Here is a 20,294-nt window from a genome sequence, read left to right as displayed (position 1 = left end):
CGGCACCCCTTTTATCCTCTCGGATAACGCAGTTTCGCACCGCATTTTGGGCAACGCAGAATCAGTTCCTTAAGCCGTTTGATTTCGGCATCTTTTTCTTCTAGTACCTTGGCAAAATCCCCGATGGCGTTGTTAGCACCGCGATTCGGGCCTCCGTTGAATTTTCCGAAAATTTCATCGAACATAATTATTTCTTATAAATTTTAGTTGAACGTCGCCATTGGGCGACATTTTGACAGGCCGTTGCGATTATGCTAAAAAACAGCGCACAACATGCCCTTGCTTATTTGTTATGTATTGAGATTTTCCACGCCTTGCGCGGAATGGGATGATCTTGCAATCCTGTTGGCGGGGGCTTTCCCCGGCGTTACTTGCCACTCTTTCGAGTGAACTCGAGTAGGTCGTGTTCCTACCAGCTATCCAACAGCATCAACAAGAAGGTTAATGCGCCCCGCCGCGAATGCACGTACGGACCCGAAGGTCTATGTCGACTGTCGCGAGGATTATCGAATATCGGCTATAATATATACAAATAGGTTGTCGAAGTCAAGGGATATCTTAACGCTGTTTTTTTATAAAAAGTGGACCATTGGACTAGTTTTTCCCTCAAATTGTCATGTCGGGCTTGACTTGTTAACTCCTTTTTCCCTGTCATCCCCGCGTAGGCGGGGATCTCCCTCTCGCATATTTATATATATTTTCCACTGACATAGCCCCGTACCGAATGGTGCGGAGCGACCGGAATTTTTGAGATTCGTCTCTTATTCTCGCAACTGAAACTACCACTTTCAAACCGTATGAGGATAAGACGAACGCTCACGTCCCGATTGGGGCGTGGGTCGTTTTGTGCTTATTATACGGAAGGGTGTGGTAGCCCGCAGTTGCGATAAGCACGCGAAGCGACTCCACGCCTTTTTTGTTTTTCCAACGATTTTGGCCAGAGTTACCTTTGTGCACTTAAACAAGAGCGGATTCAAACAACTCTTGATAAGGAACAAAATATGGTGGAACTAGAAACTAATGCCCTCAAGTCTAAGGTAGAAGAACTCCTCTCTTCTGTTCCTGAATTCGTTGACAGTGAAAAACACCTCAAAGTCAATGTGATAAAGGATTATGCCGAACGCGGCGATGTGAAGCTTATTGAGCTGCTCCTCAAAAACAAACAGACTAAAAAAACTTTCTTCACACCCATCTTGGATAGTTTTGTCTTTAATACCGCTCAATTTAAGGAATTTTTGGAATACAACTCAGGATGTAATTCTTACTCAAAGTATCTCGGTCAAATTGGTTTGTACTCTGGGGATATATCCCTTATTGATCGGGACGAAGTGGTGCTCAATTTTCCGTTTAAAGATTGTGTGTTAGAAGGCGGACAGCGCAAAGAAGATGGAGACGATACTTATTACGAGTTTGATGAAAAAAATGATAAATACATTGAGAGACAGGGCAAACGTCGTGAAGTTTTTTTCAACGAAGTTCTTGCACGCGACGAAATTGATAATCTTTTTTCACCCAAAGCATTTTGTAATGCAAAGCGTTTTGAACTAGGCAAAAATAAAAAAGCAAAAGAATCAGAATTTAATTCGTTTAACCGTGATGCAGAAGTAAACAAGAACCGCGGTCTTGCCGAGGATACGATTACAGATAATTTGATTGTTAAGGGCAACAACTTGCTTGCCCTACAATCACTCAAAGAAGAGTTTGCCGGAAAAGTAAAGTTGGTTTATATTGACCCGCCTTATAATACGGGTAGCGATGATTTCAAATATAACGACAACTTTAATCATTCTTCATGGTTGACATTTATGAAAAACCGCTTAGAAACCGCGAAGGAATTGCTTTCTGAGAACGGGTCAATTTTCGTACAGTGTGATGATAATGAAATGGCGTACTTGCAGATTTTGATGAATGAAATTTTTGATTTTATTCAAATTGTTGAAATAAAAATGAACGAAGGTGCTGCGAACGAGTTTCAAAATCCCTTTATGCCAAAGAATTGTGAATATGGATTGCTTTATGCGAAAAATTACAATGCAAGGAAATACAAACCTATTTGGGTAGAACGTGATTAGGAGGAAAATCACATGAAAATAATTAACTTAGGCATTCTGGCTCACGTTGACGCAGGAAAGACAACATTAACGGAAAGTTTATTGTATACCAGTGGTGCAATTGCAGAACTAGGGAGCGTAGATGAAGGCACAACAAGGACAGATACAATGAATTTGGAGCGTCAAAGGGGAATCACTATCCAGACAGCAGTGACATCTTTTCAGTGGGAGGATGTAAAAGTCAACATTATAGATACGCCAGGCCATATGGATTTTTTGGCGGAAGTATACCGTTCTTTATCCGTATTAGACGGAGCAGTATTATTAGTTTCTGCAAAGGATGGCATACAGGCACAGACCCGTATACTGTTTCATGCACTACAGATAATGAAGATTCCGACAATTTTTTTCATCAATAAAATTGACCAAGAGGGGATTGATTTGCCAATGGTATATCGGGAAATGAAAGCAAAGCTTTCTTCGGAAATTATAGTGAAGCAAAAGGTTGGGCAGCATCCCCATATAAATGTAACGGACAATGACGATATGGAACAGTGGGATGCGGTAATTATGGGAAACGATGAACTATTAGAGAAATATATGTCAGGGAAACCGTTTAAAATGTCAGAACTGGAACAGGAAGAAAACAGGAGATTCCAAAACGGAACGTTATTTCCCGTTTATCACGGAAGCGCTAAAAACAATCTGGGGATTCGGCAGCTTATAGAAGTAATTGCCAGTAAATTTTATTCATCAACGCCTGAAGGTCAATCTGAACTATGCGGGCAGGTTTTTAAGATTGAATATTCAGAGAAAAGGCGGCGTTTTGTTTATGTGCGTATATATAGCGGAACATTGCATTTGAGGGATGTTATTAGAATATCTGAAAAAGAGAAAATAAAAATCACAGAGATGTATGTTCCGACAAACGGTGAATTATATTCATCCGATACAGCCTGCTCTGGTGATATTGTAATTTTACCAAATGATGTTTTGCAGCTAAACAGTATTTTGGGGAACGAAATACTGTTGCCGCAGAGAAAATTTATTGAAAATCCTCTCCCTATGCTCCAAACAACGATTGCAGTAAAGAAATCTGAACAGCGGGAAATATTGCTTGGGGCACTTACAGAAATTTCAGATTGCGACCCTCTTTTAAAATATTATGTGGATACTACAACGCATGAGATTATACTTTCTTTTTTGGGGAATTTGCAGATGGAAGTCATTTGTGCCATCCTTGAGGAAAAATATCATGTGGAGGCAGAAATAAAAGAGCCTACTGTTATATATATGGAAAGACCGCTTAGAAAAGCAGAATATACCATCCACATAGAAGTCCCGCCAAATCCTTTCTGGGCTTCTGTCGGGTTGTCCATAGAGCCGCTCCCTATTGGAAGCGGAGTGCAGTATGAAAGCAGAGTTTCACTTGGATATTTAAATCAATCGTTCCAAAATGCGGTTATGGAGGGGGTTCTTTATGGCTGCGAGCAGGGGCTGTATGGATGGAAAGTGACAGACTGTAAAATCTGTTTTGAATATGGATTGTATTATAGTCCTGTAAGTACCCCCGCAGACTTTCGGCTGCTTTCCCCTATCGTATTGGAGCAGGCTTTAAAAAAAGCAGGGACAGAACTATTAGAGCCATATCTCCACTTTGAAATTTATGCACCGCAGGAATATCTCTCACGGGCGTATCATGATGCTCCAAGGTATTGTGCAGATATTGTAAGTACTCAGATAAAGAATGACGAGGTCATTCTGAAAGGAGAAATCCCTGCTAGATGTATTCAAGAATACAGGAACGATTTAACTTATTTCACAAATGGGCAGGGAGTCTGCTTGACAGAGTTAAAAGGATACCAGCCAGCTATTGGTAAATTTATTTGCCAACCCCGCCGCCCGAATAGCCGTATAGATAAGGTTCGGCATATGTTCCACAAGTTAGCTTAACAGCTTGCAAAAGTCATATAAAATGAGATTTGAAAGGATTAGAGACTAATTATGATGAAATGCGAATGGATATTGTGTCCTGTTTGTGGGAGCAAAACCCGTAATAAAATTAGGAAGGACACTGTTTTGGAGAATTATCCCCTTTATTGTCCAAAATGCAGACAAGAAAGATTGATTAAAGTTGACAACTTGAAGATAACTGTCATCAAAGAGCCAGACGCTTAAGACGCAGAGCCGATGAAATTGTGGAACAATTCACGAATCATCGGCTCTTTTTGTTTCGTATTTGAAAGAACAAACTCACCAAATAAAAAAAACGATATTCGGGTGGGTTATTTTGTTATACCCTAAATTACCCTCTGAGTAAGCACGACCTTAAAGACTTAAAGGAACGGTGCAACGAGCAGAGCTGGGAACAGGGCTTGCATGTGCCGGAGAAAGGAAAGACATTTGCTGGAGAAGTCCGGGAAGAAACGGTGGCATGGAGCAAAGACACCTACCAGCTTTTGAAACAGGCAGAGCAGGGAAAGGTCAAAAGCTATGTGCAGGATATTGCCCTTGCGGTGCTGGATTGTAAGGAAACAGCGACCAGCCGGGAAACCTTTATCCGGCTGATGAATGAAAGAGGGTACGGGGTGGACTGGCAGGACAGCCATAAGTACATCACATATACCGACTTAGCCAGGGAACAGGCAGGAGAAAAGGCTTGTAAAATCAGGGATAACAAGCTGGAAAAATACTACAATATGGATTTCGGAAAGGAGAGCATGGAGCATGAGTTTGAGAGAAATGCACGAACAGCAGAAGCAGAGCAGTCCAAGAGAGCAGCTTCAAGAGTTAAACCGACAGAGCCGGACAGAGCTGGAAAACAGTCTGCTCAAAGAAGCGTTGGCGATGTCGAGCGAGAACTGCGAGGAATTGATGAAGCAGTCAAATCAAGAACAAGTGAGGGCAGAGCAGAACAGGCAGAGAGACGCAGAGCAGAACAGGAAGCTCATCAGCGAGCTGAAGCAGAGCGTAGAGCTGCTGAAGAACAGCAACGAATTGCTTCAAGACGCTATATCGGGCGAGATTGGGAGCCTGAAAGATGAGGTTAAGGAAAACACCGTCCAAGAGGTTAGAAAGGCGTTACAGGCGAATATAGAGGCTATACAGAGGGCTACAAAGCTTCTTGAGAAGCAGTCTGATACACTTACGAGCGTGATGAAGCAGAAGATCCGGGAGCTTGAGGAAAGTAAGAACAGTTTTTTTAGATATGAGGGCTTGAAGTTGTACCTGTTTTGGGGCGGTATGGTCTGCAATATTTTAGTGTTTCTTATGCTGTTGTATGGTATGATTAGTAAGTAAAAAGAAATCGATAAATTAGAATTTGACGGGGAGGTCTCATGAGGACAGAATATAAACACAATCCGCCCATTCCATATAGTCTGCATGATATGCGGGTCAAAAAGATTATAATTCAAGATAAAACAATAGTCCTTGAATTCGAGGACGGATATGAAAAACTTACAGAACCTTTTGAACAGGTCGAGGGAAACATCACAATCGAAGGTGTGGATTTTGATTGTACCTGCGTTATGTTGCAGAGCAAATGGGGAAACTATGGAAAATTCAACGGTGAGAAATTAGAACTGGAACGCTTTATAAAGAGATACAAAAACTATAGCTTTGAAATTGTAGATGAATTATACGGGTATAATCAAGTATTGTATTCTGGTTATTTATCTATCTTAGAAACAGAAGATTTAGTTCAAATGGACATTTCAATTTACTTTACGGGCAAAATTATTTACGATACAAAAGAGTAACAAATTCCAGTTTGTCGGTACGAAGAAAAAGGTGCAAAAATGTATTGATAAGATTAGCGGTCAAGGCGAGAGGGAGTGAGGTGCAAAAGACTATGGCAAAATACACCAAAAGGAGAGATAAAAGAGGGTATGAGTGGAAGTCTGCTTATCGGGAGAAAGAAGCCCTTATGTTGGAGAGGGGATACCCGGAAGTAAGTCCTCATGATTTCTATCGGGAGTTGTTTCCGGCTGGCAGTCTCCAGCAAGAGCCGGAGGACGGAAAAGGTAATATTATAGCGACACAGATTAGACCGTCTGGCAAAGGAAGAACCCGGCAGTGGGTAATTGATGATAGTCTGAAAATGCTGGATAAGGTCATAGGAGATAGGTTTGGGCTGATACCGCCTATTAGTTTTTACGGAAAGTCACACACGAAAGAGAACGCTCATGAGCTGTTTGCGGTGGTGGTGGACGTGGATTATGTAGGCAAACAGCAGTTAAAGAACCTGTTGAAGCAGTTTGGGAATGGTGTGCAGCTTCGTCCGACTTATCTTGTCAGCTCCGGCAAGGGGGTACATCTTTACTATTTCTTGCAGGAGCCGGTTCAGTTGTATCGAAACCGGGAAGAAGTGCTTGCGGAGCTGAAAGAAGCCTTTATCCGGCGGCTATGGAATGATACCAGCTCTATCCGTCCGGACAGCCCGGATATAACCGGAATTTATCAAGGTTTCCGGTGTGTGGGGAGTCAGTCGAAGCTGGGTGCAGATTTCCCAGTAAAAGCCTATAAGCTGTCAGAGAACCGTTACACGCTGGAGGACATAAAAGCCAGCATACCGAGCTGTAAGGTAGACCTTGCTCCGTTGTACGAGAAGCCGAGAAGAAAAAGTACCGTTACGCTGGAAGAAGCAAAGGAGCTGTACCCGGAATGGTATGAGAAGCGGATCGTGCAGGGAGAGCCGAAGCAGAAAAGTAAGAAGCAGGGCGGTACGTGGGTATGTAACGAAGCTTTATATGAGTGGTGGAAACGGAAAATAACCGAGGAAGTGAAAGCCGGAGGGCGTTACTTTTCTATTATGGCGTTGTGCTCTTATGGCTTGAAGTGTGGCATATCCGAGCAGAAGATACGGAGAGACGCCTATGCGTTCTTGGACCATTTAGAGAGCCTTACCGAGGACGAGGACAACCATTTCAGCCGGGCAGATGTGAAAGACGCTCTCCGGGCATTGAAAGGGGACAGAAAAAGGCTGTCAACGATAGCAAGCCGGGAATGGATAGAGGACAACACAAAGGTTACGATACCAGCAAATAAGCGGAATTACAGAAAGCAAAAAGACCATGTAAAGGTTATGAATACTATGAAAGCTTTAAAAAAGCAGTTAGGAGAAGAAGTAAAAGAGGGTAGACCAAAAGGGAGTGGAACAGCGGAGCAGACAGTCAGAGAATGGCAGGAGAGCCACCCAGCAGGAAAGAAAGCGGACTGCATTCGAGAGACAGGATTGAGCAAGCCCACCGTTTACAAGTGGTGGAAGTAGGGCATACTTGAAATGCCGAAAGGCATATGCTATAATGCCAGTAGGCAAGAAAGACGAAAGTGCTCATTGTGGCACGCAAAAAGCCCCGGAGGTCGCAACTCCGGGGCTTTTCTATTCCGTTGTGGCAAGGTGGCTTATTCCTTAGGCTGGCTACCGCCTATTTATCTCCGTCCAGCCATTTGCAGATGTAGTAGGCGACTACACTTGCCAAGACAGAGAGTAAGAAAGACGAAAATATACTCATGGTGGCACACCCCCTTTCTGTACCTGTATAGGGGTGGTAGCGTCGCCCATTATACCATAGTGGCAGAAATGCCACAAGAAGCCATTTCCCCTTGTTTATTATCAAAGCCATAAGGAAAAGAGTGTCAAGGGCGGTCATAGACCGCAGCGTTTACCCTTGATACTCTTTTTTGTTGGCTATAATGCCGGAGGGGAAAACGGCTGTCCGTCCGTTCCTTTACTTCCCCCCCCTGTGCTTCATTGTCCGTTCCGGCGGAAGAAAGTAAAGGGTGGTCTGCGACCATTTTTTATCTGCTGTACTCGCTGATCGGCAAGCCGAAGCTCATACTGCAGATAAAAAACAAGCCCTTGACTGTCTTCCTCCTACACTTCCAAAGTCGCCCAAGAGGAAGTAAGCTCCACTATATTCTTGGCAGAATATACGCACGAATATATCCGCTTGATATAGAGTTTATATCATGCTATAATATGTGTAGCGGATATATTGCAAGTTCCCTAAAGTGTTACCACTTTAGAACTTGTGAGGGTGGCAAGCCCCCCTTCAATCCCCCTTTTCAGAGAGCCGAAAGGCTCATAGTGTGACGGTGGTAGCACCGAAGAAAGAGAGGTCAAAGGCATGAAAAAAGAAATGGATAAAATTCAGTTTGAGTACAGATACGAGGTGCAGGAGCTGATGAAAGTAATTGATAAATATGTAAAACAGAACCCGGCAGAAAAGGAAAATAAGACGCTGGAGCGTTTCTTTGACTTGCTTGATGTCATGGATATGGAGTGGTAAGGGTATGAACAAGACAAGACCAAAGCAGTTATCATTCCGAGTAAGTGAAGAAGAATACCGGCAGTTGCAGGAGAAGATTTTAGAGAGTGGAAAGAACCAGCAGGAGTATATCCTTTCCTGTGTGCTGGAGAAGCAGATCGTGAATACGGACGGTATCAAAGAACTTATCCCGGAACTGAAACGGATAGGGAACAACCTCAACCAAATAGCAAAGCGGTGTAATGAGGGGGGAATGTTGCCGAGTGAAGCGGAAGTGCGGAAGCATGGAGAGGAGCTGAACAAAGTATGGCAGTCATTAAGGCGGTATCTTCAAAGGCGGGCATAGGGCACGCAATAGATTATGTGACGAAAAAAGAAAAGACAGAGGAGAAGCTTGTCAGCGGTCTGCATTGTGAGCCGGAGACGGTCAAGGAGGAAATGCAAGCCACAAAGGAGCTGTGGGGCAAGACGGACGGAAGAACCTATAAGCATTATGTGCAATCCTACCATGAGGACGAGGAAATAACCCCGGAGCAGGCTCACAAGAACGCTGTCGAGCTGGCAGAGCATACAAAGGCATGGAAAGGGCATGAAGTTCTGATAGCCACGCATATAGACAAGGGGCATATACACACGCACTTTATTGTCAATTCCGTAAATTATGAGAACGGTCATAAGCTCCAATGGATGTAGGACGGATTTTGCGGACATTCAAAATAAAAAAGAATGTGGAGGTAACAGACAATGGCAAAATCATTATTTGAGGAACTGGGCGGCAAATACGAAAGGCAAGGGGATTATTTGATACCGTGCTTAACTGTACCCGCCGAAGAAGAACAGGCAATAGGCATCTGGGGGCAACGGCATTTAGATTATCTAAAACAGTACCGTAAAGTTACATACACCAATCTTCTTACAAGCGGCAGGCTAAACGCCTACCTTGCCGACATCAACAGACAGGCACAGGAACGCTTTGAAAGGCTCATAGAGGGTATGAAACAGGCACAGGGCATAACGGAACAGCTAAAGGCAGAAAACGCCTTAGAATGGACAGGATGCCTCAATAACATAAGGGCTTGTGCGAGGGAGATTGTGGAAAAGGAAATTATTTTTGCATAAACAGATGATTAGTGGCAGGGGGAAATCCTGCCGCTTTTTCTGCTTTAGTTTGTCAGCTTGACAAATAAAGGGTTAAGGAATATAATTAGATTCAGTATTATACAAGGAGTTAATAAATATGCGGCAAGGTATTCTTAAATAAACTGTCAATTTGATAGTGGGAACAAAAAGTAGCAGTCCCGTTTCACTTTTAATATGGGGCTTAGTTTTTTGTACCCAGTTTAAGAATACTTTTATCATGTAATTTTATATGCCCGAAAACATATAAGTGTTTTGGGGCTATTGGAGTTATTTACCCAGTGATAGGAGTATTTATCACTGGGTATTTTTATGCCCTTTTTTGGGTGTTGATAGTGATACAGCTTATAACAAATTTGTGATTAACAAGGAAGAAATGAACTTTAGAAAATGGAAAGTAAAAAGTGTAAATGAAATTATTAAGGAGAAGAAAATCGAGGAAAAAGATGTAAGACAGTTTGTAATTGATAACGCTGATAGAATCTTCCAAGGGATTGGTCCCAAAGGCCCTGGGGAAGGATTGAAAAATGCAATGGAGCGATCAAAAAAAACAGATGGCTGGGATATTTACGAAAGAAATGAGATGGAACCGATTTATACATATAGAGGTCGAATGGTTCGTTTTTACGAAAAAAACATCAAATTCGATAAAAAAGGAAATCGAACAATCGTAAAAGAATTAGGGTCTCTTTGGTCAGACATAAAAACAACAGGAATCGCTCCTGAAGGAGGTGTCAAGCTTAAAAACGGGAAAAAACCGGAAGCCTTGTTAAACCGTGTAATAGAAATGTGTTCTGATAAATCAGACATTGTTCTAGACTATCATCTTGGTTCGGGAACTACTGCTGCAGTAGCACATAAAATGAATCGCCAATACATTGGCGTTGAACAATTGGATTATGGTGAAAATGACAGCGTTGTCAGATTGAAAAATGTTATTGAAGGAGATCAGTCTGGCATTTCAAAATCAGTCAACTGGCAAGGTGGAGGATCCTTTGTCTATCTTGAACTCGCCAAGAAAAACGAAATGGCGATGGAACAAATTTCCGCTTGCAAATCTTATGAAGAGTTGGTAAAGCTTTTCAAGTCGCTCTGCACCAAATATTTCTTGCACTACAATGTCCGCGTAAAAGAATTCTGTAAAGAAATCGAAAGTGTCCATTTCCAAAAGCAACCGCTCAAGAAGCAGAAAGAGATGTTTGCGCGGATGTTAGATTTAAACCAACTCTATGTGAATGTCGATGATCGAAAGGACAAGAATAGTGGACTTTCCGCAAACGACATTGTCGTTACAGAGGATTTTTACCAACTGAAAAAAGGTGGTAAATAATGCTGCTTGAAGACATTGAAAGTAAAAAAGAAATTCTTGACGAGGAACAATACAACATTCCTTCGTATATAACAGAAAATCTTCGCTATCCACTCTATGAATGGCAACGAAAGGCTCTTGAGAATTTCTTGGTAAACGAAATTACTCGCGAAAAGAAAAAGAGCAAGGGTGAAAAACAGAATCCGAATCACTTGATGTTCAATATGGCAACAGGGAGTGGCAAGACACTTGTTATGGCCGCTTTAATCCTGTATTATTACAAACAGGGATTTCGTAATTTCATCTTTTTCGTGAACCAAAACGCAATTCTCGGAAAAACCCAGGCAAATTTCATCAACAGTAGCCACAATAAATACTTGTTTAAGGAAAACATTGTAATTGATGGCAAAAGAATATGCATTCGCGAAGTTGACGTATTCTCAAATTCAAGCGACGACATTCAGATTAAATTTACCACCATTCAAAAATTACACAACGATATTTACAAAGAAAGCGAAAATGCTTTACTTCTTTCGGACCTTCAAAAAAGAGACCTGATTCATATTGGGGATGAAGCCCATCATCTTAACGCCAGCACAGCAAAGAAAAAGAAGGAACAAACAGAAATTGAGACGCCATCCTTTATAGGTGAACTAAAAGACAGTGCCAAAGATGATGATATCGAAAAATCATGGGAAACAACCATCTGCAACTATATATTGGGAAAGAAAGGCAAAGATGGAGTTTCTTACGCTGCTGAGCAGAATAGGAACGCTCTTCTAGAATTTACCGCAACGATACCAAGAAATGATCTAATTCAAGAAAAATATGAAGACAAGATAATTACAAAGTTCGAGCTGAAAGATTTTGTGGAAGCTAAATGCACAAAGCATATTCGGCTAGTTCGCTCAAATCTTGAACAAAAAGAACGCGTTCTTCAAGCTCTTCTTTTGAATTGGTACAGATATCGAATTGGCGTAGATTATGGTATTCCGAATTTCAAGCCTGTCATACTTTTCCGTAGCAAGGAAATTGAAAATTCAAAGGCGGATTATCAGAGGTTTCTTGCTCTGTGCAAAAATGTAAAGGTGTCCGATTTTGGGTTTGTGAAAAAGCTTTCAAAAATAAAAAATGATAGTGACGATCAAGCCGATAAGACATATTCATTTGATGGCCGAATTTTTGAGAGAATACGCCTCTATATGGAAGAGCGGAAAATTTCTTTTGAAAACGTAGTTGCTTATATTCGTGAGAGTTTCCAGGAACGAAATATAGTTATAACGAACTCAAAAACGAATAAAACGCAAAAAGAAAAAACAGATGGGGAAATAGATTATTTACTGAATAGTCTAGAAGATCGTTCAAATCATATTCGTGCAATCTTTACCGTTCAACGTTTGACCGAAGGGTGGGACGTTCTAAATTTATACGATATTGTTCGTCTTTACACCGGTCGCGATACTGATTACAAAAATAAAAAAGTTGGTTCGCATACAACGAGTGAAGTCCAGTTGATAGGTCGTGGCGTTCGTTATCACCCATTCGCGTACAAGGACAAAGAAAAAGGTCGTCGAAAATTTGACGACGACCTACAAAATGAATTGAGAATTTTGGAGGAATTTTACTTTCATTCTGAAGACGAGGAAAAATACATTTCCGACCTTTCTAATGAGTTGAAAAATCGCGGTCTTATGCAAGATAAGCGAACGCAAAAAATTTTCAATGTCAAAGAAAAATATCAGAGTTTCTTGAATGGAATGTATTTCTTTGTCAACGAAAAAAAAGAAAATCCCAATAGGCGCTTAAAGACTTTACCAAAGGATTTCAAAAATCTCCCTGCATTTGAATGGAGTATAAAGGGATTATATTCTGAGGTGCAAGCAGTAAATCTATCTCAAAAAGAAGATACATTGTACATTAGTGACTCTGCGCCAACAAAAACAAAGGCTATCTCTTTTGCAGAAATTCCGCGACATATCAAGTACAAAGTCATTCACCGATTGAATGCAAATTCATCATCTTATTTCAACTATGAGAATGTTTGTAAAAGATTCAATGTTGATAGTATGGATGATTTTTTGAATTTTGTAAAGGATGTGAAAATCTGTATTTCGGCACCGATGAAATTTGAAGACATCCCAAATGCAGAGTTTCTGAAGATGTGTGAAGGATTTATGTTGTATTTGCAGCGTGAATTAGAATCTTATGATAAACCCTATATTGGCTCTGATTTTAAGTTGGTAAAATTTTCCGACGTATTCTCTTTTGATGACGAGAAAGGAAAAATTGGTTTCAAAAAAGAGAAGATGATTCTTATAGATGATGAGAATGATGATGCAAAAGAAAACAAACGGCTTGAAAAGGAACTGAAAAATGAAGACTGGTATATGCTTGATTCCTTCTGGGGCACAGAAGAGGAGCGAAAACTGATTGAATTCATTAAGTCTCGCAAATCAAATTTAGAAGACAAATACAAGTCTTTCCAACTTTTACGAAACGAAGAAGTCTATAAGATTTTTGACTTTGAAACAGGGCAAGGCTTTCAACCTGATTTCCTGTTGTTGTTACAGGGAAAGAACGGCAATAACAATGCGTATTATCAAGTATTTGTTGAACCCAAGGGCAAACATCTTGCAGGCGAAGAAAATGATGGTTGGAAAGAAAAGTTTCTGCTGGAAATTTCAAAACGCTACGGATTGAACAACATCGTTGTTGAAAAGTCTAAGGAATATATTCTAATCGGACTTCCATTCTTTAACGACACGGATAAAGAAATGAAGGAACGATTTGATGCGGAATTTAAGCAAACCTTAAAGATTTCTTGTTAATTATCAATTAGTTCTATTTTGCTGGGGTTGCTAAACAGCCCCATTTCTCACCTCTTCAGCACAACAAGCGGCAGCTTACTTCAGTAAGCCTGGGGCGTTGCGGGCGCGGCGATTGAGCGCCCGCTAGAAGGGGTAGCGGCCCTTCGACAGGCTCAGGGTCCTTAGCCTATGTGGCTGGAGAAGGAGAGCGAGGGGAAGGCTTTCCCCTACCAGTTTAAAAATTTACTCCAAGAACATCGCCATGTAATACGGCAGGGTAACCATTTTGCCAGCAACACCGATGTTGTTTTTGGAGAGCTTGTAGCAAACTTTTGCATCGTAGTTGTCGTTACTCAGAACGGTCTTTGCCGACTTGGAGCGTCCCGTTGTCGCCTTGACTTCAATAATGGCGAGTTCGCCGCCGACATTTTCTACAAAGTCAATTTCTAGCCCGGATTCTTTGCGGAAGTAGAATAGTTTGCGACCTTGTTTAGAGAAACAATCTGCGATGATGTTCTCGTAGATGGCGCCTTTATAGAATCCCAAATCGCCGCTTAGAATCTTGGCCGCAGTGCCGCGTTCCAGCATGGCGACAAACAGGCCGGAATCCTGCACATAAATCTTAAACGTATTCTCGATCTTGTAGCCTTCAAGGGGTTCTGCGATGTTGGTCAGGTTGTGGCAAATGTTGATTATGCCGCAGTCGTAGAGCCATTGGATTGCGGTTTGGTAGTTTTCGGAACGGCCCTTCTTTTCTAGTTGCGAATAGACAAACTTGTTGTTTTCCTTCGCAAGTTGGGCGGGAATTGAATCAAAGACGCGATTGATGCGGCCAAGAAGCGTGCGGTCGATTTCCTCGTTTTCGTTCTCGTCAAGGTGCTTACCAAAGTCGTCCTTGTATTCTTCAAGAATGTCTTGCTGTTCCTGCCAAACGACGTTCATGTCGTTCGTCTCAACAAATCGAGAAACGACATAAGGGAGCCCGCCTACACAAAGGTATTCCTTGAAGTAGCGGAGCATGGCGTTGTGCGTCGCCTCGCTTACGGGTTCCTTTTTCGTGAAGCATTCCTTTAGGTATGCGATGACGTTTTCGCCAATGCCCTTTGCCCACAGAAATTCCTCGAAATCCATGGGTTTCATATAAATTATTCTTTCAAAACCGGTTGGGACGCCTTTTCCCTTTTTACGGTTGTACCCCTTAATACCAAGCAGGGATCCAGTACAGATGACGTCGTAGCGACCGTCTTCCATAAAAGGCTTGATGCTTGCGCGGGCGTTTGCACATTCCTGAATTTCATCGAAGATGATGACGGTCTTGTTCTCGACAAAATGCGCATTAGGGAAAAGCGCGGAAAGGTCTATGGTAATCCGGCTCACGTTCAGGTCTCCCTCGAAGACCTTCTTCGCATTTTCATTTTCCTTAAAGTTGATATAGACGACGCTCTCGTAGTTGCTGCGGGCGAATTTCAGGACACTGGATGTCTTGCCGATTTGGCGCATCCCCTTGACAACCAGGGCCTTCTTTTTGCCCCCTGAAATCTTCCAATTTTCAAATTCTTTAAGGATTTTTCGCTTGAACATGTTCTAAAACTACACTTTTCCAACCGAATTGTCAATAACAAACTGCACTTTTCCGACCGAATTAGCGTATTAAAAGCGCACTTTTTCGTACGAAAAAGTGCATTTTTGCGTATACGCCTGATTTTATTACGTGTTTTTGTGGTAAAAATTGCCGATTTTACGCAATTTTCTCCAATTTCAGTCAAATCTTCGGCTCCATCAAGAAATAATACCGAACGTCCTCTTTCTAGGAATTATTTTTGCATATTTTATCAATTTTCATTCCTAACATAAAAAAATACGGCTTAAACGGACTATTTTAGAGATTATTTTTGCATATTTTGCCGTTTTTCTTTAATTTCGCCCCCCCCAATTTTCACCTCAAGTTGGGGAGGACAACGGTTTGCGCCTTACGCCTTCACCTAGCAGGGCCTTTTTTCGATGCTCCTATCCAGGCAAAGCGTTCCAAACAAAAAGAACTTTGCGTCGCTGAGAAAAGGGCGCGGTATAAAGTGTAGAGCGTTTTCGGGGTCTTAGGGGCTAAGCCCCTAGGAGAAGGGGTGGGGAGCAACGCAGTGCGACCCAGGGGAAGGCTTTCCCCTTTGTATAATCAGGACTAGATTCTTCGACTTCGCCCTACGGGCTCCGCTCAGAATGACACGTTTAGCCCCTAACGCTGTACTCTAGGGTGACAATCGGGACAGTATTATTTGCCGAACCGCAGGCTAAATGCTATCTTTGCGCGCACCGCCAGATGTCGTATTTCTGGGGAACCGGGCGAGAACCGCCCACAAAAAGGATTACTTATGTCTCAAATCGAACTCACCTTCCCCGATGGCTCCGTACGTTCCGTAGCATCGGGCACCACCGGCCTCGAAATTGCGAAGGGCATTTCCGAAGGTCTTGCACGCAAGGCGCTTGGCGTCAAACTCGGCGATAAGGTCCTCGACCTCACGCGCCCGCTCACCGAGAGCGGCACCATCAAGATTATCACGCCGAGCAACGACGACCCGGATGCTCTGATGCTCCTGCGTCACAGCTGCAGCCACGTGCTTGCCGAAGCCATCTGCGACCTGTTCCCGGGCACCAAGCTCGCCTATGGTCCGGCTATCGAAAAGGGTTTCTACTACGATTTGATGACACCGACCCCGATTCAGCAGTCGGATTTCGAGCGCATCGAAAAGCGCATGAAGGAAATCATCAAGGAAGACCGTCCGTTTACCCGTTGCGAAGTCAGCGCCGCCGATGGCCTGAAGCGCACCGAGGGCGACAAGTACAAGACGGACAACGCTGAACGCGCTCTCGCCCGCGAAGGTAGCGACGGAACGCTCAGCTTCTACGTGACTGGCGAACCGGGCAAGAACTTTGAAGACCTCTGCGCTGGCCCCCACGTGCCTTCTACTGGCAAGCTCAAGAATTTCAAGGTGCTCTCGATGTCGGGCGCCTACTGGCATGGCGACCAGAACAGCGACCAGCTGACCCGCGTGTACGGCACCTGCTTTGCCGACAAGGAAGGTCTCGAAACTTATTTGAAGTTCCTTGAAGAAGCCGAAAAGCGCGACCACCGCAAGATTGGTAAGGAAATGGACCTCTACCACATCGAAGACCATTCTCCGGGCATGGTGTTCTGGCACCCGAAGGGCACCAAGATGGTGAACGCCCTCAAGGACTACATCCGCGGAAAGATTGACCGTCGCGGCTACCTGGAAGTTATCACGCCGGAAATCGTGAACAAGACTTTGTGGATTAAGTCCGGCCACGCCGACAAGTACAACGAGAACATGTTCAAGACGCTGGCTGGCGACGTGGAAATGGCCGTGAAGCCGATGAACTGCCCCTGCCACATCCAGATTTTCAACACTGGGCTCCGCAGCTGGCGCGACCTGCCGATGCGCCTTGCCGAATTCGGTAAGTGCCACCGTTACGAACCTGCCGGTACCATGCACGGCCTGATGCGCGTGCGCGGCTTTGTGCAGGACGACGCCCACATCTTCTGTACCGAAGACCAGATTGCAAGCGAAGTGGCCGACTTCTGTGCCCTCGTCAAGGAAATCTACCACGACTTCGGTTTCGACGATATCGTGGTGAAGTTCTCCACCCGCCCGGAAAAGCGCGTGGGTTCTGACGAAATCTGGGACAAGGCTGAAGCCGCCCTCGCCGAAGCTACCAAGCTCGCTGGCCTCGACTACATTTTGAACCCGGGCGAAGGTGCCTTCTACGGTCCGAAGCTCGAATTCACGCTGAAGGACAGCCTCGGTCGTGATTGGCAGTGCGGTACGATTCAGGTCGACTTCAACCTCCCGCAGCGCCTGGGTGCCGAGTATGTCGGCAAGGACAACCAGAAGCACATTCCGGTGATGCTGCACCGTGCGGCCGTGGGTTCCATCGAACGCTTCCTCGGCATTCTCATCGAAGAATTCATGGGCGATTTCCCGCTGTGGCTCGCTCCGGTTCAGGCCCGCGTGCTCCCGATTTCCGAGAAGTTCGTTGAATACGCTAAGTCCGTGGAACGCGAACTCGTGAACGCCGGCGTCCGCGTGGAAGTTGACGAAAGCAACGAGAAGCTCGGCTACAAGATCCGCCAGTGCGAACTCCAGAAGATTCCTTACAAGATTATTGTAGGCGAAAAGGAACAGGCAGAAGGTCTCATCGCTGTCAACAAGAGAAAGGAAGGCGATAAGGGTCAGATGACGGTCGCTGACTTCCTCAAGATGACCGAAGACGACCGCAAGGTTGTGAGATAATAAACGGTGATCCCGGAACAAGTCCGGGATGACATTTTAGAAAACGCAGACTCAAATGAGCCTGCGTTTTTCATATTCTTCAACCAAGTCCGTGGGCTTACTTCTTCCCGGCCTTCGTTACAGCGGGCTTCGCAGCGGCCTTAAGCTTCTTGAATTCGGCCTGGGCCTTGCGCATGTCGGCCATGAAGGTTTCGTTTGTATGCAAGCTCGGGTAGGCGCCCGAGACAAGCACCTTGGAGGCATCCACATCGCTTTGCCAGTGGAAGCCTGCGATTACGCGGCTCTGTCCCCATTCGTAGGCGTATTTCAGCAGGGCGTCCTGAGCGGCCGGGTTCACCTCGACCAGCAACAGGGCCATCGCCCACGCACGAATGGTATGTCCTGACGGATAGGATCCATTTGTTCTTAGCCTTTCTTCTTCGGCAGGGACAAGCGTCGGTTCATTGAAGCGGTCGTAAGGGCGGCGCCTCATGTAATGTCTTTTGGCCTTGCTCCCCACCTGCTTAAGCGTCCGGATTCCGCGTTCAAGAACATTCATGATGGCAGGAGTCTTCTTTACCGAAATTTCCATGCCGAAGGGTTCGCTGAACATTGCGGCCATCTCTTCGACGGTTTCTACCGCCTGTGCCACCGCAAGAGCCGCACGGGCAGAGTCTAGGCGCATCGATTTACCCCACATGTACTGCGAGATATCGTATATGAACTGCGGCGACATGGTATCGGGGGGTGCAGGGTAATAGTTCAACGCATTCGGGAGCGCATCGGCTTCCACATAGGGTTTGACATCGGCAGCAAAACTGCACAGGACAGCCCCACACAAGGCTATCGCGACTAAGGTTATCTTGATAATGTTCATACATTTCAAATATTAACTATTTTTCACTTGATGTTTTCTCATTTCAGAACCGTAGTTCCCTTACTAGCCCTACTCTGTTTAGGACTTACGTGTTGCTCTTTCCCGGTGCGCACGGGCTACGACCGAAACATTGGCGACTACAAGAGCGTTCCTCCGAGCGAAACTGCATCTACCCCACCTAAAGAAGATACGCAAAAACCCACTCAAGAAGCAGTCCAAGAAACCCCGTCGGATTCTACCAAGCACATGAATTCCGCCGAGAAGGCTCGCGCGGCCATTAAGAAAAAGGAAGCCGCCAAGGCAGCCCAAAAGGCAACGCCCAAAAGCGACTTGGAAACCTACGCCAGGAAATGGATGGGGGCCAAGTACGTTTACGGCAAAGCCACCAGAACAAAGACAGACTGTTCCGGATTCGTGATGCAAGTTTACAAGGGCTACTACAACATTGAACTTGACCACAGCTCCTCAAAAATGTACAAGGATAGCCGCGGGAAATCCGTAAGTCGCGGCGGGCTCAAAGAAGGAGACCTCGTATTCTTCGGAAGTCTCTGGAAGATTGACCATGTGGGAATCTACTTGGGTGGTGGTCGCTTTATTCACGCAAGCACCAGCAAGGGCGTCATGATTTCGCCCATGCAAGACAAATACTGGGGTCACAAATACCAAGGCGCCAGAAGATTTAAGTAAATTTTAGCTATGAAGAAAATTGCATTCCAAGGCCGCAAGGGCGCCTATAGCGATTGTGCCGCACATTACTTGTTCGGTGAAGACATCGAAACGCTCCCGATGGATACTTTCGAAGAAATTTACCAGGCTGTAGAAACCGGCGAAGCCGATGGTGGCGCGATTCCTATCGAAAACTCCACGGCAGGTTCCATTGAGGCAAACTACGATTTGCTCTACAAGTGGCGTCACCGCATTGTAGGCGAGGTCTTGCTCCGTATCGAACACACTTTGTGCGTGATGCCAGGCGTCAAGCTCGCCGACCTCAAGCGCGTTTACAGTCACCCGCAGGCTCTTGCGCAGTGTTCCAAGTTCTTTGCCGAAAACCCGCAAATCAAGGCGGTTCCGGCATTCGATACCGCAGGCTCTGCCGAAGAACTCGCCGCTCGCAAGGCTAAAGACGAAGGCGCCATCTCAAGCGCCTACGCCGCAAAGATTTACAACTTGGACATTCTGAAGGCCGGCCTCGAAAACTTGAAGGGCACGAACTTCACGCGTTTTTACGGCATTCAAAAAATTCCCGCCGCATTCAACGAAACCGAAGGCGCCAAGACGACCATGCTGTTCGAACTCGCCAACAACAATGCAGTAGGCGCTCTTTACAACGCTCTCGGCTGCTTCGCCAAACGCGGCATCAACTTGACCCGCTGCGAAAGCCGCCCGCACCCGGACAAGCCGTGGGAATACATTTTCCACGTATCGTTCGAAGCAAACGTGAATGAAGATCGCGCCCAGGCTGCACTCGCCGAGCTCAAGAATTACACGAACAACATGTACATTCTGGGCACCTTCAAGAAAGGCGTGATTGAAACTTTGAAATACTAAGAGGCAGAAT

18 protein-coding genes and 1 pseudogene are annotated in these 20,294 nt (G+C 44.7%); 16 read left to right on the top strand and 3 right to left on the bottom strand.

The window, feature by feature from the left end; translation table 11 throughout:
* Positions 1 to 11 precede the first annotated feature (11 nt).
* Positions 12 to 185 (bottom strand): hypothetical protein, encoded by a 174-nt coding sequence (locus tag B9Y58_RS14495; RefSeq protein ID WP_158213015.1) that lies wholly within the window; start codon positions 183 to 185, stop codon positions 12 to 14.
* 816 nt (positions 186 to 1,001) lie between these two features.
* Here B9Y58_RS14495 and B9Y58_RS00215 point away from each other — a divergent pair.
* The 13 genes and pseudogenes from B9Y58_RS00215 to B9Y58_RS00145 all read left to right on the top strand — a co-directional run bounded on the left by B9Y58_RS00215 (position 1,002) and on the right by B9Y58_RS00145 (position 13,597).
* On the top strand, positions 1,002 to 2,072 hold the full coding sequence (locus B9Y58_RS00215; RefSeq protein WP_199220931.1) for a site-specific DNA-methyltransferase: 1,071 nt from the start codon (positions 1,002 to 1,004) through the stop codon (positions 2,070 to 2,072).
* A gap of 12 nt (positions 2,073 to 2,084) precedes the next feature.
* A complete protein-coding gene (tet(O), locus tag B9Y58_RS00210; protein ID WP_073053263.1) occupies positions 2,085 to 4,004 on the top strand; it encodes a tetracycline resistance ribosomal protection protein Tet(O) in 1,920 nt (639 codons plus the stop codon).
* 51 nt (positions 4,005 to 4,055) lie between these two features.
* A complete protein-coding gene (locus tag B9Y58_RS00205; protein ID WP_002779755.1) occupies positions 4,056 to 4,229 on the top strand; it encodes a cysteine-rich KTR domain-containing protein in 174 nt (57 codons plus the stop codon).
* A 203-nt stretch (positions 4,230 to 4,432) separates the two neighbouring features.
* A pseudogene (locus B9Y58_RS15095) lies at positions 4,433 to 4,732 on the top strand (hypothetical protein); the annotation flags it as partial.
* Between the two features lie 46 nt (positions 4,733 to 4,778).
* The gene (locus B9Y58_RS14690; protein ID WP_002801799.1) at positions 4,779 to 5,351 is read left to right on the top strand and encodes a hypothetical protein; all 573 of its coding nucleotides are present in this window, start codon (positions 4,779 to 4,781) and stop codon (positions 5,349 to 5,351) included.
* A 38-nt stretch (positions 5,352 to 5,389) separates the two neighbouring features.
* Complete coding sequence (locus B9Y58_RS00185) at positions 5,390 to 5,812, top strand: hypothetical protein (RefSeq protein WP_002801797.1); 423 nt, start codon at positions 5,390 to 5,392, stop codon at positions 5,810 to 5,812.
* 92 nt (positions 5,813 to 5,904) lie between these two features.
* Positions 5,905 to 7,323 (top strand): repa, encoded by a 1,419-nt coding sequence (locus B9Y58_RS00180; protein ID WP_055166539.1) that lies wholly within the window; start codon positions 5,905 to 5,907, stop codon positions 7,321 to 7,323.
* 859 nt (positions 7,324 to 8,182) lie between these two features.
* Positions 8,183 to 8,344, top strand: coding sequence for a hypothetical protein (locus B9Y58_RS14685; RefSeq protein WP_004614779.1), 162 nt, complete (start codon positions 8,183 to 8,185; stop codon positions 8,342 to 8,344).
* Between the two features lie 4 nt (positions 8,345 to 8,348).
* Entirely contained in the window at positions 8,349 to 8,669 is a 321-nt protein-coding gene (locus B9Y58_RS00165; RefSeq protein ID WP_021638906.1) for a MobC family plasmid mobilization relaxosome protein, read from the top strand.
* The gene (locus tag B9Y58_RS00160; RefSeq protein ID WP_002860781.1) at positions 8,630 to 9,016 is read left to right on the top strand and encodes a relaxase/mobilization nuclease domain-containing protein; all 387 of its coding nucleotides are present in this window, start codon (positions 8,630 to 8,632) and stop codon (positions 9,014 to 9,016) included. The genes B9Y58_RS00165 and B9Y58_RS00160 overlap by 40 nt, the downstream gene beginning before the upstream one ends.
* 51 nt (positions 9,017 to 9,067) lie before the next feature.
* Positions 9,068 to 9,442 carry a TnpV protein gene (locus tag B9Y58_RS00155; RefSeq protein WP_001129922.1) on the top strand — a complete coding sequence of 125 codons (375 nt, stop codon included), beginning with the start codon at positions 9,068 to 9,070 and terminating at the stop codon, positions 9,440 to 9,442.
* A 376-nt stretch (positions 9,443 to 9,818) separates the two neighbouring features.
* Complete coding sequence (locus tag B9Y58_RS00150) at positions 9,819 to 10,790, top strand: DNA methyltransferase (protein WP_143154727.1); 972 nt, start codon at positions 9,819 to 9,821, stop codon at positions 10,788 to 10,790.
* A complete protein-coding gene (locus B9Y58_RS00145; protein WP_073058223.1) occupies positions 10,790 to 13,597 on the top strand; it encodes a DEAD/DEAH box helicase family protein in 2,808 nt (935 codons plus the stop codon). The genes B9Y58_RS00150 and B9Y58_RS00145 overlap by 1 nt, the downstream gene beginning before the upstream one ends.
* Before the next feature lie 222 nt (positions 13,598 to 13,819).
* Here the strand turns inward: B9Y58_RS00145 and B9Y58_RS00140 are convergent, their stop codons facing one another.
* Entirely contained in the window at positions 13,820 to 15,157 is a 1,338-nt protein-coding gene (locus B9Y58_RS00140; RefSeq protein WP_073058221.1) for an ATP-binding protein, read from the bottom strand.
* 785 nt (positions 15,158 to 15,942) lie between these two features.
* Between B9Y58_RS00140 and thrS the strand changes: the two genes are divergently transcribed.
* Positions 15,943 to 17,880, top strand: a complete 1,938-nt coding sequence (thrS, locus tag B9Y58_RS00135) for a threonine--tRNA ligase (RefSeq protein WP_085534715.1) — start codon at positions 15,943 to 15,945, stop codon at positions 17,878 to 17,880.
* 97 nt (positions 17,881 to 17,977) lie between these two features.
* Here the strand turns inward: thrS and B9Y58_RS00130 are convergent, their stop codons facing one another.
* A complete protein-coding gene (locus tag B9Y58_RS00130; protein ID WP_085534714.1) occupies positions 17,978 to 18,736 on the bottom strand; it encodes an acid phosphatase in 759 nt (252 codons plus the stop codon).
* Between the two features lie 30 nt (positions 18,737 to 18,766).
* On the opposite strand from B9Y58_RS00130, the gene B9Y58_RS00125 reads away from it, so the two are divergent.
* Complete coding sequence (locus B9Y58_RS00125) at positions 18,767 to 19,423, top strand: C40 family peptidase (protein WP_085534713.1); 657 nt, start codon at positions 18,767 to 18,769, stop codon at positions 19,421 to 19,423.
* 9 nt (positions 19,424 to 19,432) lie between these two features.
* Positions 19,433 to 20,284, top strand: coding sequence for a prephenate dehydratase (gene pheA, locus B9Y58_RS00120; RefSeq protein WP_085534712.1), 852 nt, complete (start codon positions 19,433 to 19,435; stop codon positions 20,282 to 20,284).
* Positions 20,285 to 20,294: the final 10 nt, after the last annotated feature.

The sequence above is a fragment of the Fibrobacter sp. UWB15 genome (assembly GCF_900177705.1).
GTDB lineage: Bacteria > Fibrobacterota > Fibrobacteria > Fibrobacterales > Fibrobacteraceae > Fibrobacter.
Note: the sequence above shows the minus strand (reverse complement) of the source record. Positions and strands in the feature narration are given on the sequence as shown.